This window comes from Roseibium sp. FZY0029, assembly GCF_036350355.1.
In the GTDB taxonomy this organism is placed as follows: domain Bacteria; phylum Pseudomonadota; class Alphaproteobacteria; order Rhizobiales; family Stappiaceae; genus Roseibium.
In genome coordinates this window covers 235,156-249,138 of sequence record NZ_JAZDVZ010000009.1, presented here as the reverse complement: position 1 = coordinate 249,138, position 13,983 = coordinate 235,156, and the positions used below count along the sequence as shown (strand labels likewise).

Sequence of the window (13,983 nt, the reverse complement as noted above, 5' to 3'; positions counted from 1 at the left end):
CATATTCCTTTGTCTTCTCAGGCGCTTTGCTTGAGGGCACCGGGACGAGACGCGAGGCCGCCATCGAGAACCTCGCGATATAGGGTCACGTGCTCACCGGCACTTTCCAGATGTGTTTTCGGGGGGCGGATTCCCGCCCGGAGACGCTGCCACAGACCTGGATCGCTTAAGGCTTCGGCCATGCGATCGGCCAGATCTTCCGGGCTTGCCGGGCGGGCATGCAGCCCGTCAGCGCCGTCGCGCACCTTTTCGGCCATACCGCCGATGCCGCTGCAGATAACCGGACGCCCGTGGAAGAATGCTTCCTGGATGATCACCGGCGAGTTTTCCCACCACACCGACGGCATCATCACCCAGTCCGTCTGCCGGATCAGCGAAGGCATGTCCTTGTTCTGGTAGCTGCCGGCAAACCGCACGCGCGGTCCCGCCGCCTCCAGCAACTCGCCAATGCGGCTTCGAAATGCTTCGGGCTGACGCTCCAGATTGCCGCCATGGATGGTCAATGCAGCGTCGTCTCCCCAGACGCTTTCGGGAATGCGCTGAACCGCATCCAGCAACACGTCCACACCCTTGTAAGGGGTCATCTGGCCGAAGAACCCGAAACGGCTCCGGCGCCCACCGGCAGCCACCGGACGGGGCGCGGCGGGCTCACCCACGTTCAGGCCGTTTTCGATAACGGTCATCCTGTCGGCCGGTAGCCCCCAGGCAACATAGCGGTCGGACAGAAAACGGCTCGGCGAAATATAGCCATCGGCAAGTCCCAGCATCGACTTGATGAACTGCCGGCGGCGCAGGAAGCTGGCCGGTGAAATCTCCGGAAAGCAGCCGTTGCAGGCAATCGGCGAGGCCGCATCGCAAAGCTTGTGGCCACCTGCTTTGACCATCTGACCATGATGATGGCAGATGGAGAGGAACTCGTGAAAGGTCACCAGGATGACTGCATCGGGCAAGGCGTCACGCACCGTATAGAGCGCCTCGAGGCCGAAGCCGATGAAATGATGGAAGTGCACCACGTCCGGACGCAGGGTGCGCACGAACCGGCGCAGATCCCTGGAAAGATCTCCCGTGTTGCGGTTGGACACCAGGAACGGGTCGTAATCGTCGGCATGAAAGAGCAGCTCATCGTCGGCATCGTCCACGCCCATCAGCGCGGATTGGCCGTGCCGGGGGTAACCGTCTCCAACCCTTGCCAGGAAGAACGATTGCGTTCCCGGCAGGGATTTCAGGCCCTGATGAAGATTGTAGGACGCCACTTCCGCCCCGCCCAGCGATAGCGTCGGGTGGCCATGAGAAATGACGAGTACCCGAAGCGTCTCACCGGTCGACGATGTTCTTTTCTGAGAAGAAGCCGTCATGCAATGTCCTCCGCCAGATCGGGGAGAACCGGAGACCAGATCCGCTCGAAACTGCGGCGGTCGAGTTCGCCAACCAGCTTCTTCCAGGACCGCTCGCCCGGGCGGCCGTCCTCGGCATGGATCATTTCCACCTGGGGCACCCACAGCGAACCGATGCCCGAAAGCTTCAGCCGCAGGGCGGCATCAAGCCCCTTCTCATCCGTGCCGAGATACTTCCGGGAAAAGCCACCGGCTTCCGCAAGAGCCGATTTCGGCAGGACGCAGCAATCGAACGGGGCAGCGGCAACCGGACTGACCTCCGCACCATGAAGGGTCCGGCGCGGATAACCGAGATAATGCTGCTTCAGCAGATGGCGGCCGTCTTCCGGCTCGATCCAGGCACCGCCCCATCTGATGGTATCGTCTTCGTAGAGCAGCGTGGGAGCCACGATGCAGGCCGCCTCGTGTGCCTGAAACGCTGCGAGCAAGGGTTCCAGCCATCTCGCCGCGCGCGGCAGCACTCCGGACGACAGGCACACGACCGTCTCCGACGGAGAGGCCTCGACGCCCGCCTGAAGCGCATCGAGCGCGTCCTCGACGTGGTCCGCCAGCACCAGGCGGACGGCGAGACCATAAAAGCCGGCAAGCTGTCTGAAGTCCTCAATCTGCTCCACCACATCTTTCCGGGAAGCAACCAGGACGACAGGCGCTCCCCGCAGCACCGGATCGAGAGCACAGAGAGACAACAGCACGCGCGACGTTTCGAAATTGCCGTCGAGACCGATCACGAGAGCAAAAACGGCGCTGTCCGCGACAGGCCCGAAGTCGATCGTTTCGACAACAACGGGATCGGGTGCGTCGCTTGCCTGGAGGACCGGCAGGAGATGGCGTTCCAGAAAGTCGGGACGGAAGGCGGCTGCCGGATCCAGCCCGGACAAAAGCCGGCGAAGCGCCGAGCGCGGCGAGGCCCTGCCGAGAGCCAGCGGCGCAAAGGCGGCACGGCCGTCTTTCAGCACGATCTCCAGATAGGTCCCCTCCGAACCCGACATTTCCTCCGCGGGCACGTGAACCAGGAACCCGTGCCGCTGAAGCGCGTCCGGCCCGCTGAGAAAGGGCGAAAGGGCTTCAAAGGCACTGGTCACATCCGGCCGTGGCTGCGTCGTCCAGCGAGTGTCGAGCCGACAGCTCTTGCAGCCCGAGCGCAAGAGCACCGCCTCGACCCGGTCTTCCGGATTAAGCAGCCAGCCCGACAACAGGACGCCGGCCCGATCCAGCGAAGCGCTGAAATCGATACCGACCCTGACCGGGACGTCGAGCTCGCTAACCGTTTCCCGGCCGTCGAACCGCCGGCCCGCAAGCTCCAGCCGGGCCCTGCCGTCACCCGCGGGGGAGAGCTTCGGCAACAGGGCCCGTATGTGGGAGGGAAGAGCCCGGGCCGGCGGCATCGTCCTGTGTTCGTGAACCTCGACCACGCTCCATCCCGCGCGGCCACGAAAGAAAACCTTGCGCAAAAGCCCGGCATCAAGCCCGCCCTCGACTTCCAGCAAACCGGCAAAACCATAGGCCTTGCCGCCGGTATCCTTGCGCTCGAACAGACTGCCTGCCAGCTCGCCCAGCTTCAGCGCCCCGTCGAAAACAAACACCCGATTGGTGCCTGCCGGCATGCCCTTGGCCCACCCCTGAAGATAGATGTCTCCGGCATCGAAGACGCCCAGAACCTCAATGAAGCCGTCACGCCCCGCAACCGCGTCGACAATCCGCGCGGCCGTTTGCATGGCCTGAGGCGCCGCACCGGCCAGCAGCAGTGCCTGAACCAGGCCGTCAACGATGTCGGACACCGATTGCGGCGTCAGGTCGCCGATACTTTGCAGGAAGCTTTTCAGATCCGCTGCCTGATGCCGGACACCGAAGCGATAGGCGTGGCCCTGGCTTCGAATGGTTACCCGCTCGGGCCGCGAAACCGGACTGTTGGCGAGAGAAAGGATCGCAACGAAGGGGCGTTTCTTGCCTGAAAGCCGGCTACCGGCCGGCAACACGGAAACCGTGCAAGGCACCGTCAACTTTGGATCTTCGTTGAGGATGGCCGGCAGCCCACCGGCGAAGGCTTCTCCCACACCGGCAATCAACAGCGTTTCGCGGTCAAGGCTCACATGGAGAACCGAATGACCGTCAAGCGGAACCTGAGGGCTCGCTGCCCCCTGCCCCTTGAACGCGGATGCCTGCCGCTCTGCACCTGAGGGCAGCTTCTTCACGCCTTCCAGGGTGACGACAGGCTCCATTGGTCCTTACCTCCACAAGCCGCCGGCAGCGGCGAACATCATGCCGCCGACAAAGCCGAGCAGGATCGCCAGCACCAGCATATGAACCTTGAGGTTGTTGCGGCTCTGCTCCCCCAGAGCCTTCAGGCGATCATCGAAGCCCTTCAGCGTGGTATCGAAGCGCAGCAGAAAGACTTCCAGTTCCTTGACCCGCTGAGAAAGGTCGCCCTGGCCGCTCTTGAGAATGGACATGGCCTCGCCGAGCTCGCCCTCACTGGAGGCCAGCGCGTCGATCCGCTGCACGGTCTCGCGCAGCACCGCGGTCGCATCCCGCTGGCCGATGGCGCTTTGGCGCTGTGCCACGATCAAGCGGTCGACCTTCTCCATCACCACCGCCAGAGGCATCGCGACGGCAGCCTCCGCCGCGCGTTCCTCGGCGCTTGGGCGCGGCAACTTCAGCTGCGCTTCCCCCTTGGGGGTTTCCGCCACCACTGTCAGGCCGCCGGGTGCCGCGGCAACTGCCTGAGGCAACTCGATGTCGAACGCATAATTGCCGTCGCCGATGCCGTTGCGCTTGAGGTCGATGCGCTGGGTTTCGGCAACCTTGCTGAGCACCCGCTCGCCGTCATGGAAGACGTGGATGGTCATACGGTCGCTGGGGCTCGATGCATCCCAGGCCCAACCGAGCAACCGTCCGTTTTCGAATGCGTCGACACGCCCCTGCAACCTTGCGGTCACGGCTTGTTCCTTGCCGTCCGCACCGGTTTGCTGCGGCTTTGCATCCGTTCCGGGTTTCACCTGTTCGAGAGGGGTTACGCTCATGCCGATCTCCTCAGGCTGCTGGTTCGCGTGCTGCGTTCTGCCTGTCGGCAAAAAGGCGCAGATACTGTTCGGCAACAGCGTCGACAGAAGGCGGTTTCCGGGTGTTGGCGGCAAGCTTTCGGTACTGCGCGGCGTCTCCGGCAGCTGTTGCCATGGCAATGGCAAGTCCAACCGGATCGTTCTTGCGCACATGCAGACCATCGACACCGTCCCTGACAGCCTCGGCCATGCCGCCGACGCCGCTGGCGATCACCGGTCGCCCGTGTTGCTGCGCCTCGGCGATGACAAGCGGTGCGTTTTCCCACCAGAGCGACGGCACCACCACCCAGTCGACAGGCTCCATGAGGCTGGCAACATCCTCAGGCTTGTAGGGCCCCAGACGCGACACCCTGGGCGCGGTTTCCTCAAACAGCGTGTCGATGCGCTTGACGAACTCCTGGTTCTGGAACGGTGCACCGCCATGAACCCGCAGCTCGAAATCCATGTCTTTTTCCACCAGCAGCTTTGCCGCCTGCAGCAGCACCTCGACACCCTTCCAGGGTGTCAGATTGCCGAAGTAGCCGAACACGGTCTTTGGCGTGTCGGCGTCCGCGCGGCCGGCAGCCGGCGTCACTTCCGGCCGCCCATTTCGGATGATCCGGATCTTTTCTGCTGGCAGCCCCCAGCGCACATAGACGTCGCGCAGAAAGGCACTTGGCGATACGAACTCGTCAACCGCCTCCAGATGCGTCTTGATGAACCGCTCGCGCAGGCGCATGTCGTTCGGCGTTGCCTCCGGCAGGCACCTGCACAAGCCGCCAGGCCCGAGAGCCGAGCAGGTCTCGTCCGCCGTTTTCATCAGGACGCCGTCATTGGCGCAGATGGCGTAGTAGTCGTGCAGCGTCATCACGATCCGCACATCGGGCAAGACCCGGCGGATAAGAACCGGCAACTCGACACCGAACAGCAGCAGGTGGTGGATATGCACCACGTCGGGCCGGAAATTTTCCAGCAGTGTGCGCATATCCGGCACGAAGGCCTGCAGGTCGATCTGGCTCATGTTGAAGCGGTCGAAATGACCCGCCCACATCAGCAACTCGTCACCACTGTCGCTGATCGCCTGAAAGCTCGTGCCCGGATGCGGGTCGCGGTGCAGGTGATTGGTCGCACCGACGAACAACGACTGGTGTCCGGCCTTGCGGTAGGCCCTGGCCAGTTCGAGCGCGACGGTTTCCGTGCCGCCGGGGTGAAGATCCGGATGATTGTGCGCAAAGACGAGGATCCGCATTACGACACCCCCCGGGAGGTTTTCACGGCAACGAAAAAGTCCTGATAATGCGGAGCCCCGTTGCTGCCGCGCCAGTGTCCGAACCGCTTCAGGGCGATTTCGAACCCGGCGATCTCTAGTGCCTTGTCGAGGAAACCGTCGTCGAAGGCGACGGCTGCGAGCGGTGCTCGCGGATTGGCATACCAGGCAGGGCCTTCGCCATCCCGGGCGAACTCGACACGCGGGCTCAAACCTGCCCCCCGGTCCGGCGCGATCACGAAGGCAGACAGGAACAGCCTGCCACCCAGTTCCATGAGCCGCGAGATTTCGCGGAAATAGGGCAGGATTTCCTCGGACGGCAGATGCGTGACCACCGAGGTCATGATGGCAAAATCGAACGAGCCGTTGGCAAACGGCAGGGCGATCTCCGTGCCGCGGATATAACCGTCGGGATTGTAGAGTGCGTTGGCGATATCGAGATGCATGAAGCGGAAATTGGGATAGACCGACCCGATATTGCGCGTGCACCACTGAATGCCTGCGGAGGCAGGATCTATGCCTACATATCTGGCAGCTTCGGGATCGAGATATTGCGTCAACGGCACAGCCATGCGGCCGATACCGCAACCGACATCAAGCACCCGTTCGTGCGTGTTGAGACCGCCGAGTTCGATAAAATGCCCCAGGAACTCCGTTCCGATGGCAAGATAATCACCGTCACCGACGAAGTTGTCCTCGCTCGGGGGAACGGGCAGGAACCGGTTGCGGCCGATGTGGCTCTGCAGGTCTGCAAGACGCTCGCTGTTGAGTGGCGAGGAGACCAGGCTGGCAGCGTCCTTGATGAGAACCGGCGAATTCATGCAGTCAGCCCCTGTTCACGCCGCTCCGCAGCTTCCATAAGGGCAACGATGTCGTTCTGCCATCGGGATTGGTGGAGCCAGCGATTGTATTGAGAGGCGACGCCGCGCGTGTAGTCTTCGTTCTTGCGAATGGAGACGCGCTCGAAGTGATAAAGTTCGACGTCGCCAAGATAGTAGATCTTGCGGTTCAGCTTGCGCAGCTTCAGGCACAGGTCGCTGTCTTCGTAGTCACCGACGATGAAGTCCGTCGTGAAGCCATTGACCGCCTCGAAATCAGCCCTCGACAGCACCAGGCACGCACCGGTGACCCCCGGCACCTCGCGCGAGGAACTGGCCTCGGGGAACTGGCGCGGAAACCCCTTGAAGTAGTGATGGTTGAACCAGCGGCCCTTGTCGTCCTGAATGAACTTCAGGCCGGCATGCTGAATGGCGTTGTCTGCATAAAGCAGCTTGCCGCCGACGGCCGCCACCTGCTCGTCCATCATCAGACTGGCGCAGAGCTGCTCCAGCCACCCGGCCTCCACCGGCACGACATCGGAATTGATCATCGCCAGATAGCGTCCGCGCGCCGCCTCGGCGCCGGCATTGCACGCAAGCGCATACCCGCCGTTGCGCTCCATGACGACCAGGCGCACGGGAAGGCCGTAGAGAAGATGGAACCCGGCCAGCAGATCTTCGACATGGGTCACCTGCTCGGGAGAATCGAGCACGTAGATCACTTCGGCGTTGCCGGCCAGCCAGGCGTCGGCAGAGAAAGCCGCAAGCTGCGCCTTGATGAATTCGAACACCTTGTAGAGCGGGATCACGATGGAGACCGTGGGCTCGGCCAGGGGGGTGCCGAACCGGACTTCGGACGGCGCGCCGACCGTCTGCCGGAACCTTGACTGGATATTGGCCAGAACATGCGACAGGCAGCCCGAGAGAACTTCGTCGCTCGCATGGCGCGGCGTCACCACTGAGAGCGCCTTTGCCCTTATGCCGGGAACGTCAGCCGGCTGCGGTGGCGGCACCAGCGCTTCCCGCTCTCCCGATGCCAGGCGCACCTCGAACCGGGGCTGCAGGTTGTGCTGCAGCACCCTGCCGACATGCGCAAACGCAACAAAGCGCCGGATGGTGTAGCCGCCCTGTGTTTCCGGCAGAACCCCGTCAAACGTATGCAGCTTGAGTGGGACCGGCGCTGAACTTCCGGCGAGAATGTCGATACCCTGATAGACATGGCCGGGATCGCGCAACCAGCCACCGACCAGGACACCGGTTTCACAGGCAACAGCCGTCTCCACCGCGCAGAAGGAACCCGTTTCCGACAGCGTGCCGTGCCGCCGCGCAGGCAAGGGATCATTCACCTGCAGGTCGCGAATTGCCGCGCGCGCTGCATCGGATTTCGTGCCGACATCGGCCACCAGATAGTCCCGGACCTCCGGCAGCTTGCGGGAATTGGCAGCCCACCATAGGCCGACCGTGCGTTTCACGTTGTCCGTTGCCAGCCTGCGGATCGCCAGTCCCCAGTTCCCGGACAGCACCAGAAAAGCATTTGCGGGCGTCTGCGGCATGTCGACGGTGCCCAGAAACAACCTGCTCTTGCCGCTGTTGTAGGGCGTGTTGCACACCGCGCTGTCAAGACGCACAACACCCGCATCGCCGATCAGCACAGCGGTCTTGATGTCCGTGCTGTCGCTGTTGATGAGGGTTTCCAGCAACCGGACGGAGCCGATGCTGGCTACAGCCTCCACAACAGGCGGCGTATCGTTGACGGAGCGCAGCAGGTCCCGTGCGAAATTGACGAAGCTGCGCGAACGCCCCAGCCGGAACATGCCGGACCAGGCGCTCAGAAAAGTGGTGACGAAAACTGCGCAGGCGGCCTGACTGAGACCGTTGGTGATGGCAAAGGCATCGGCTTGAGGGCCTGGCTGCGTGGCATCGACGGCAAGTGTTGCCTCCGAGCCGACCGCGCCGGCGCTGAGCTTAAGACTGAGCCGGGCTTTCTCCTTCAGGGAAACAGCCCAAACCACACGGGAACCGCCATCCAGCCGGGCCAGTCTGACACTCGCGATGGAGCCGAAAGGCAGACCGTTCTGCTCCACCAGCCGGGGCGCTGCATTGACCTGATGGGCAGGGTCCCAGACCAGCAGGAGAACCTCCGGCGTAAGCTGGAAGAAATGCGGCGACTCAAACTTCGCCTCGGCGTACTTGCCCAGGGTCTCGAGCATCTTTGTCCATCACTGTTGACGACCTGAGTCACAAACGCCCCAGATCAAAGGCCGGTCAAAGGCCGGTACCCGGGCACACGGAAAGCCGCGTGCCCGGGTGCGGGATCATCAGGAAACCACGATGTAGCCGTCGGGATTGTCCTGAAGATCGTCGGCATCGACGTTGTTGAGCGTGACGGTATCGCCGTTGCCGAGATCGATGACGGTGTTGTTGCCCACCTGCGTCGCCCGCGCGGCGACATCGGCGGCGGAGGAGACACCGGTATCGTTGATGTTCGTGGAAATCTGCACCAGATCGCCGACCTGGAAATCCATGACGATGTCGTTGCCACCACCGCCTGTGAAGACGAAGACATCGTGATCGCCGCCGCCGAACATCAGATCGTTGCCGGCACCGCCGTCAATGATGTCCGTTCCTTCGCCGCCGAAAATGATGTCGCCGCCTGCGCCGCCTTCGATGTAGTCGGAACCGGCACCACCAAAGATGGTGTCGCTGCCTTCACCACCCAGAATGACATCTTCGCCACCCTGCCCGAAAAGCTTGTCGGCACCCTCTCCACCGACGATCAGGTCACCGCCGCGACCACCGAAGAGGAAGTCGTCCCCTTCATTGCCGAGCAGAATGTCCGATGAACCCAGTCCGAATATAAAATCCTGGGCATTTGTACCTTGCAGGAAATCCTGGAAAGCACTGCCTTCAATCGTGGCCATGTAGCTAACTCCTGAAGTTCGCCTCGTTAAATTGACGCCCCGCGAACCGCGGCACACCGCACTGCACAAACCCCGTATTTTGCAGCGCAAGAAGTACAATACACAATTACTAAACACTTCAAAGGGACGAATAGTGAAAAAAATAAGGCAATATTTTGAATGACATAAAACAATTCTACTTTCTATTGAATAGTAATTCGAAAGTGCAATTCTTTTGCTTGTATTTTATTTCAAAATTCAAAATAAAATCGATGAAACTAGCCAATCTCCTATAGATTGAAATCCAATTCTTACGATTTTTCAGATGCTTGAAACTGGCAGAAGTTTGCGGGAAAATTGCACTCAACCGGGATTCTGCAAAAACAAACGACATAGTCGTTTTGCAACGCAGCATTCGCGTTAAAGGTGTATTTTCTGAAGATTTCAAGACACGCAGACCGGCGTCGGATAACGACGGTAACCCCGGCGAGGTGATGAACGAACACCACCACCTCGCCCAAAAAAATTTTGGCTGATCTAAAAAATGCGCCTCAATCTTCCCTGAAAGCGCGATCGAGGCTTTCCGTGATGGGTTCGAGCAGATACTCCATCGCCTTGCGGGCTCGCCTCACGATCAGGACTTCCGCCGGCATGCCCGGGTAAAGGGTCAGGGCAGGTTTGCCCTCAAGCTCACCCGAGAGAACCTGCGCACGCACGATATAATACGCGGCCTGCGTCTGTGGATCGACGGTCTGGTCGGCAGCGACATAGGTCACCTCACCGCCCAAGGGGCTGGTGGTCTGCCGGTCGTAGGCGGTCAGCCGGATGCGCGCTTCGGAGCCGACACGAACGGAATCGATATCGTTGAGGTTCATCCGGACCTCGACAAGCATCTTTTCGTCACGCGGCACGATATCCATGATCGCCTTGCCGGGCTCGACCACGCCGCCCGGTGTTCTCATCTCTATGTTCGAGACGATGCCGGCCTGCGGAGAATGGACCACCAGCCGGTCGAGCACATCCTTTGAGGAAATGATCTGCTCGTTGGTGACGTTGAGCTCAAGCTGCGCTTCAAGGATCTTTCCGGCGATATCGCTTTGCCATTCCTGTTCGGCTTGCAACAGGCCCACCTCGGCGCCCTGCCGGGCTTTTTCGGCGCGCGCCTTCTGGGCCGCGAGTTCGCCGCCGTCGCCGATCATCTGGCTCAGTTCCAGCTGAACCTCGCTAAGAATGGCTTTTGACGTGAACCCTTTCTTCTCCAGACCGCTGAGCGCACCGACCCGCTCCTCCAGCAACTGGCGCCGATGACCCGTGGCCTCGATCTGGGCCTGATTGGCTTCGATCTGGGCGACATATTGCTCGATCTCTTTCTGCTGAAGGGCAATCTTGCCTTCATAGACCTGGCGGCGCTTTTCGAACACGCCCTTCTCGGCCGCAACCACTTCGGCAATCAGGGGGTCGTCGCTGTTTCTGATCTCCTCCGGGAAAACAATCTCTGTCGCCAGGTCCCGTTCTGCTCTGAGACGGGCGAGCCTTGCCAGAAGGCTAATGCGCTTACCATTGAGCTGCGCCAGTTCGGCACGCGCCCTTGTGTCGTCCAGTTCCACCAGCGGCTGGCCGGCGTCGACGAAATCCCCTTCCTGAACCAGCAACCGGCGCAGGATCCCCCCTTCCAGGTGGCTGATGGTCTTGCGCTTGCTGTCGACGATGACCTTGCCGGTCGCAACCGCCGCACTGTCGAGATCGGCCGTAAAGCCCCACAGCAGAAACCCACCGAAGCCGATGGCAACGGCCAGCGTCGCCGCCAGCAAGGGTTTGCGCAAGCTGGGTGGGCGGCTGTCGTCCGCCTTCAGGGCGGCCAACCAGTACGGCTGTCCGGATATGGAAGCTGCCTCGGCAGAAGATGAGGCTGCCGGAGAAGTTGCGCGCTCGGAACGCCTGGTCATGCCACTTCTCCACTTGCCGGCAAGGCACGGGGTGCCGCAGGAGCCGGGAGGCGCCTGGAAATGCTGCTGACGACATCCGTGCGATCGCCGAACTGGCCGATCCGGCCATCTTCCAGCACCAGGATCTTGTCGGCCGCTTCCATGATTGCGGGCCGGTGCGCGATGACAATGACAATCGCATCGTCCGCTTTCGCCTGTGAAATGGCACGCAGCAGGGCAACCTCCCCTTCCGTATCCAGGTTGGCATTGGGTTCGTCGAGCACCAGAAGGCGCGGACGGCCAAACAGGGCCCGCGCAAGGGCGACGCGCTGTTTCTGCCCGCCCGACAGGGTGTAGCGGTTGTCACCGACGGGGGTGTCATATCCGAGCGGCATCCGGCCGATCATCTCATGAACTCCGGCGGCCCGCGCCGCATCGATCACCATCTGCGGCTCTGACTCATACATACGCGCAATGTTGTCACGCACGGTTCCGTCCAGAAGCGAAACCGATTGCGGCAGATACCCGACCATCGCCCCGAAGGACGCCCGCTCCCAGAGATAGACATTGTGCCCATCCAGGAAGACGCCACCGGTGGTTGGCTGCAGAACACCGACCAGCAGGCGGGCAAGCGTCGATTTGCCGGCCGCCGACGGCCCGACAATCCCCAGCACGTCGCCAGGTTCGAGCGTGAATGAAATGCCCTTGATGACCGGTACCGGCGCATTGGGCGGCGCATAGACGAGCTTGTCCACCTTGAGCGACCCCTGACTGGGCGGGGTCGGCACGGTCTGGCGAATGGAAGAATGGTTCTCCAGCACCTCACGCACCCGGCCCCAGGCCGTTGAGGCGAACACCCACTGGCGCCAGTTCTCCGTCAGATTATCGAAGGGGGTCAGCAGGCGCCCCGTCAGAATGCTGGCGGCAATCATCGTGCCGGCGGTCACTTCACCCTTGATCACGAGGTCGGCGCCGAGTGCCAGAACCGCGATCTGCATGCCGAACCTGAGGCTTCGCGTCATCGCATGGATCGCCTTGCCGCGCCGGCTTCCCATGGCCATCAGCTCCGTGGCGTGCAGTTGCCCCTTGCGCCAGCGGCGCGTCAGCGCGGGCATCAGACCCATTGCCTCGATCGTCTCGGCATGGCGAAGCGTGGAGGCAATCGTGGCGACATTCTGAATGTTGGCGGTGCTCGCTTCCTTCAGGAGCGAGCGCGTCAGCATGTCGGACAAGAGATTGAGCCCGATCAGCGTAACTGCGGAAACAACCGCCAGCAACCCGTAGAGCGGGTGCAGGGCGAACAGCACAAGCAGGAACAACGGCACCCACATGGCCTCGAGCGGCGCGCTGATGGCGTTGCTGGTGACGAAGGTGCGCAGGTCGTTCAGATCCCTCAGCACTTCGGACGCCATACCGCCGCCTTTTTCCAACGACGACTTCACCCCCGCCTCGATTGCCGTCAGGTTGAGACGCCGAACCAGTTCGCTCCCCATTACCTGAAAGATCTGGCTGCGGATATATTCCAGAACCGCAAACAGGATCAGCCCGCCACAGGCGATGATCAGTAACATTGTCAGGGTATCGAGGCTCTGACTGTTCAGAACCCGATCATGAACCTGCAGCATGAACAGCGGCACGATCATCTGCAGCAGCGTGATAAAGCCACTGAGGGCCGCGGCCGCCGCGAGACCGGTTGCAAAGGTGACACGCGCCTCCCGTATGAGGCGGAACGGATCGATTGCATCCGGTGTTGTCTTGTCAATCATTCAAGAATCTCCGAATCCTCAACCGATGAGTGTGTTCGCAGGTGCGAAAAAAAGCGATTTTGCCCAGAAAACGACACATCTTTTCCATAGGAATGACGAAAGCTTATAGACTAACTTGGGGTATCTAGTGACTTTAATTATGGCAATCGATTGACGACGAGAAGAAATGCAAAAACAAAACTAATGAATGCATCAATATGCATAAAAAGGGAGCAGAATAGCGATGAGATTATTTCGAATTTAGTTCGAAATTAGGTGGGAGTTTGGGGCAAATGCACAAAGTCTTGGAAGACGTAGCAAGTGAAATGAACGGGCACGTATCACGAGTTGAACCTATGGTTGAAGAAACTCTCAATCATTCAGGATACGAGGAAAGAGAAAGAAGCGCGGCCCTGGCCTCTCAGGCGAACCATTTCGAGCTCGTCAGAGTCATCGAACGGATGTACCGCCGCTATCTGGACCGTCTGCGCGTCGACCTGATCCGGATCGGTGCGGACGACATCTCTCCCGCTCATGCCATGCTGCTGTTCACCATCGGGGATGACGATCTGTCGGTGAGAGACCTGATGGATCGCGGCCACTACCTGGGGTCGAACGCATCCTACAGCCTCAAACAACTTGTCCAGTCCGGCTATGTCGACCGGACAGCCTCGGCACGGGACAGGCGCTCCGCACGCATCCGGCTGACGGACAAGGGCAAGACGCTTTGCAGGGCCATCAAGGCTGCCGACGAAGTCAATCAGAACCAGATCGTCCGCTCCGAAAAGGACCTCAGGGCGCTTGAGGATACATTTGCCTTGCTGCGCAAGCTGGAGGTTCTCTGGGCAACAGACCTTCAACAGTCTCCCATGCGTCTGGACGGGTCCCGTTTCTGA

At 61.1% G+C, this 13,983-nt stretch carries 11 protein-coding genes; 2 read left to right on the top strand and 9 right to left on the bottom strand.

Features of this window, described 5'->3' with window-relative positions; translation table 11 throughout:
• Positions 1 to 17: 17 nt before the first annotated feature.
• The 7 genes from V1T76_RS23945 to V1T76_RS23915 form a co-directional block, all read right to left on the bottom strand.
• The gene (locus V1T76_RS23945) at positions 18 to 1,355 is read right to left on the bottom strand and encodes a glycosyltransferase family 4 protein (protein ID WP_330563199.1); all 1,338 of its coding nucleotides are present in this window, start codon (positions 1,353 to 1,355) and stop codon (positions 18 to 20) included.
• On the bottom strand, positions 1,352 to 3,613 hold the full coding sequence (locus tag V1T76_RS23940) for a hypothetical protein (protein WP_330563198.1): 2,262 nt from the start codon (positions 3,611 to 3,613) through the stop codon (positions 1,352 to 1,354). Before V1T76_RS23940 ends, V1T76_RS23945 begins: the two co-directional genes overlap by 4 nt.
• A 6-nt stretch (positions 3,614 to 3,619) precedes the next feature.
• Positions 3,620 to 4,414: a hypothetical protein gene (locus V1T76_RS23935; protein ID WP_330563197.1), complete on the bottom strand. Its 795-nt coding sequence runs from the start codon at positions 4,412 to 4,414 to the stop codon at positions 3,620 to 3,622.
• Between the two features lie 10 nt (positions 4,415 to 4,424).
• Positions 4,425 to 5,681: a glycosyltransferase family 4 protein gene (locus V1T76_RS23930; protein ID WP_330563196.1), complete on the bottom strand. Its 1,257-nt coding sequence runs from the start codon at positions 5,679 to 5,681 to the stop codon at positions 4,425 to 4,427.
• The gene (locus V1T76_RS23925; protein WP_330563195.1) at positions 5,681 to 6,520 is read right to left on the bottom strand and encodes a class I SAM-dependent methyltransferase; all 840 of its coding nucleotides are present in this window, start codon (positions 6,518 to 6,520) and stop codon (positions 5,681 to 5,683) included. The genes V1T76_RS23930 and V1T76_RS23925 overlap by 1 nt, the downstream gene beginning before the upstream one ends.
• The gene (locus tag V1T76_RS23920; RefSeq protein WP_330563194.1) at positions 6,517 to 8,727 is read right to left on the bottom strand and encodes a glycosyltransferase family 2 protein; all 2,211 of its coding nucleotides are present in this window, start codon (positions 8,725 to 8,727) and stop codon (positions 6,517 to 6,519) included. The genes V1T76_RS23925 and V1T76_RS23920 overlap by 4 nt, the downstream gene beginning before the upstream one ends.
• Positions 8,728 to 8,835: 108 nt before the next feature.
• Positions 8,836 to 9,438, bottom strand: a complete 603-nt coding sequence (locus tag V1T76_RS23915) for a calcium-binding protein (RefSeq protein ID WP_330563193.1) — start codon at positions 9,436 to 9,438, stop codon at positions 8,836 to 8,838.
• 308 nt (positions 9,439 to 9,746) lie between these two features.
• On the opposite strand from V1T76_RS23915, the gene V1T76_RS23910 reads away from it, so the two are divergent.
• A complete protein-coding gene (locus V1T76_RS23910) occupies positions 9,747 to 9,953 on the top strand; it encodes a hypothetical protein (RefSeq protein ID WP_330563192.1) in 207 nt (68 codons plus the stop codon).
• A gap of 15 nt (positions 9,954 to 9,968) precedes the next feature.
• On the opposite strand, the gene V1T76_RS23905 is transcribed toward V1T76_RS23910, so the two are convergent.
• The gene (locus tag V1T76_RS23905; RefSeq protein ID WP_330563191.1) at positions 9,969 to 11,363 is read right to left on the bottom strand and encodes an HlyD family type I secretion periplasmic adaptor subunit; all 1,395 of its coding nucleotides are present in this window, start codon (positions 11,361 to 11,363) and stop codon (positions 9,969 to 9,971) included.
• On the bottom strand, positions 11,360 to 13,108 hold the full coding sequence (locus V1T76_RS23900; RefSeq protein WP_330563190.1) for a type I secretion system permease/ATPase: 1,749 nt from the start codon (positions 13,106 to 13,108) through the stop codon (positions 11,360 to 11,362). Before V1T76_RS23900 ends, V1T76_RS23905 begins: the two co-directional genes overlap by 4 nt.
• A 335-nt stretch (positions 13,109 to 13,443) precedes the next feature.
• On the opposite strand from V1T76_RS23900, the gene V1T76_RS23895 reads away from it, so the two are divergent.
• On the top strand, positions 13,444 to 13,983 hold the full coding sequence (locus tag V1T76_RS23895) for a MarR family winged helix-turn-helix transcriptional regulator (protein WP_330563189.1): 540 nt from the start codon (positions 13,444 to 13,446) through the stop codon (positions 13,981 to 13,983).

What these genes read in the sequence shown, in the direction of transcription:
- V1T76_RS23915 (WP_330563193.1), bottom strand. Translation starts at nt 9,438, where the DNA reads ATGGCCACGATTGAAGGCAGTGCTTTCCAGGATTTCCTGCAAGGTACA.
- V1T76_RS23930 (WP_330563196.1), bottom strand. Translation starts at nt 5,681, where the DNA reads ATGCGGATCCTCGTCTTTGCGCACAATCATCCGGATCTTCACCCCGGC.
- V1T76_RS23935 (WP_330563197.1), bottom strand. Translation starts at nt 4,414, where the DNA reads ATGAGCGTAACCCCTCTCGAACAGGTGAAACCCGGAACGGATGCAAAG.
- V1T76_RS23900 (WP_330563190.1), bottom strand. Translation starts at nt 13,108, where the DNA reads ATGATTGACAAGACAACACCGGATGCAATCGATCCGTTCCGCCTCATA.
- V1T76_RS23905 (WP_330563191.1), bottom strand. Translation starts at nt 11,363, where the DNA reads ATGACCAGGCGTTCCGAGCGCGCAACTTCTCCGGCAGCCTCATCTTCT.
- V1T76_RS23925 (WP_330563195.1), bottom strand. Translation starts at nt 6,520, where the DNA reads ATGAATTCGCCGGTTCTCATCAAGGACGCTGCCAGCCTGGTCTCCTCG.
- V1T76_RS23945 (WP_330563199.1), bottom strand. Translation starts at nt 1,355, where the DNA reads ATGACGGCTTCTTCTCAGAAAAGAACATCGTCGACCGGTGAGACGCTT.
- V1T76_RS23895 (WP_330563189.1), top strand. Translation starts at nt 13,444, where the DNA reads ATGGTTGAAGAAACTCTCAATCATTCAGGATACGAGGAAAGAGAAAGA.
- V1T76_RS23940 (WP_330563198.1), bottom strand. Translation starts at nt 3,613, where the DNA reads ATGGAGCCTGTCGTCACCCTGGAAGGCGTGAAGAAGCTGCCCTCAGGT.
- V1T76_RS23920 (WP_330563194.1), bottom strand. Translation starts at nt 8,727, where the DNA reads ATGCTCGAGACCCTGGGCAAGTACGCCGAGGCGAAGTTTGAGTCGCCG.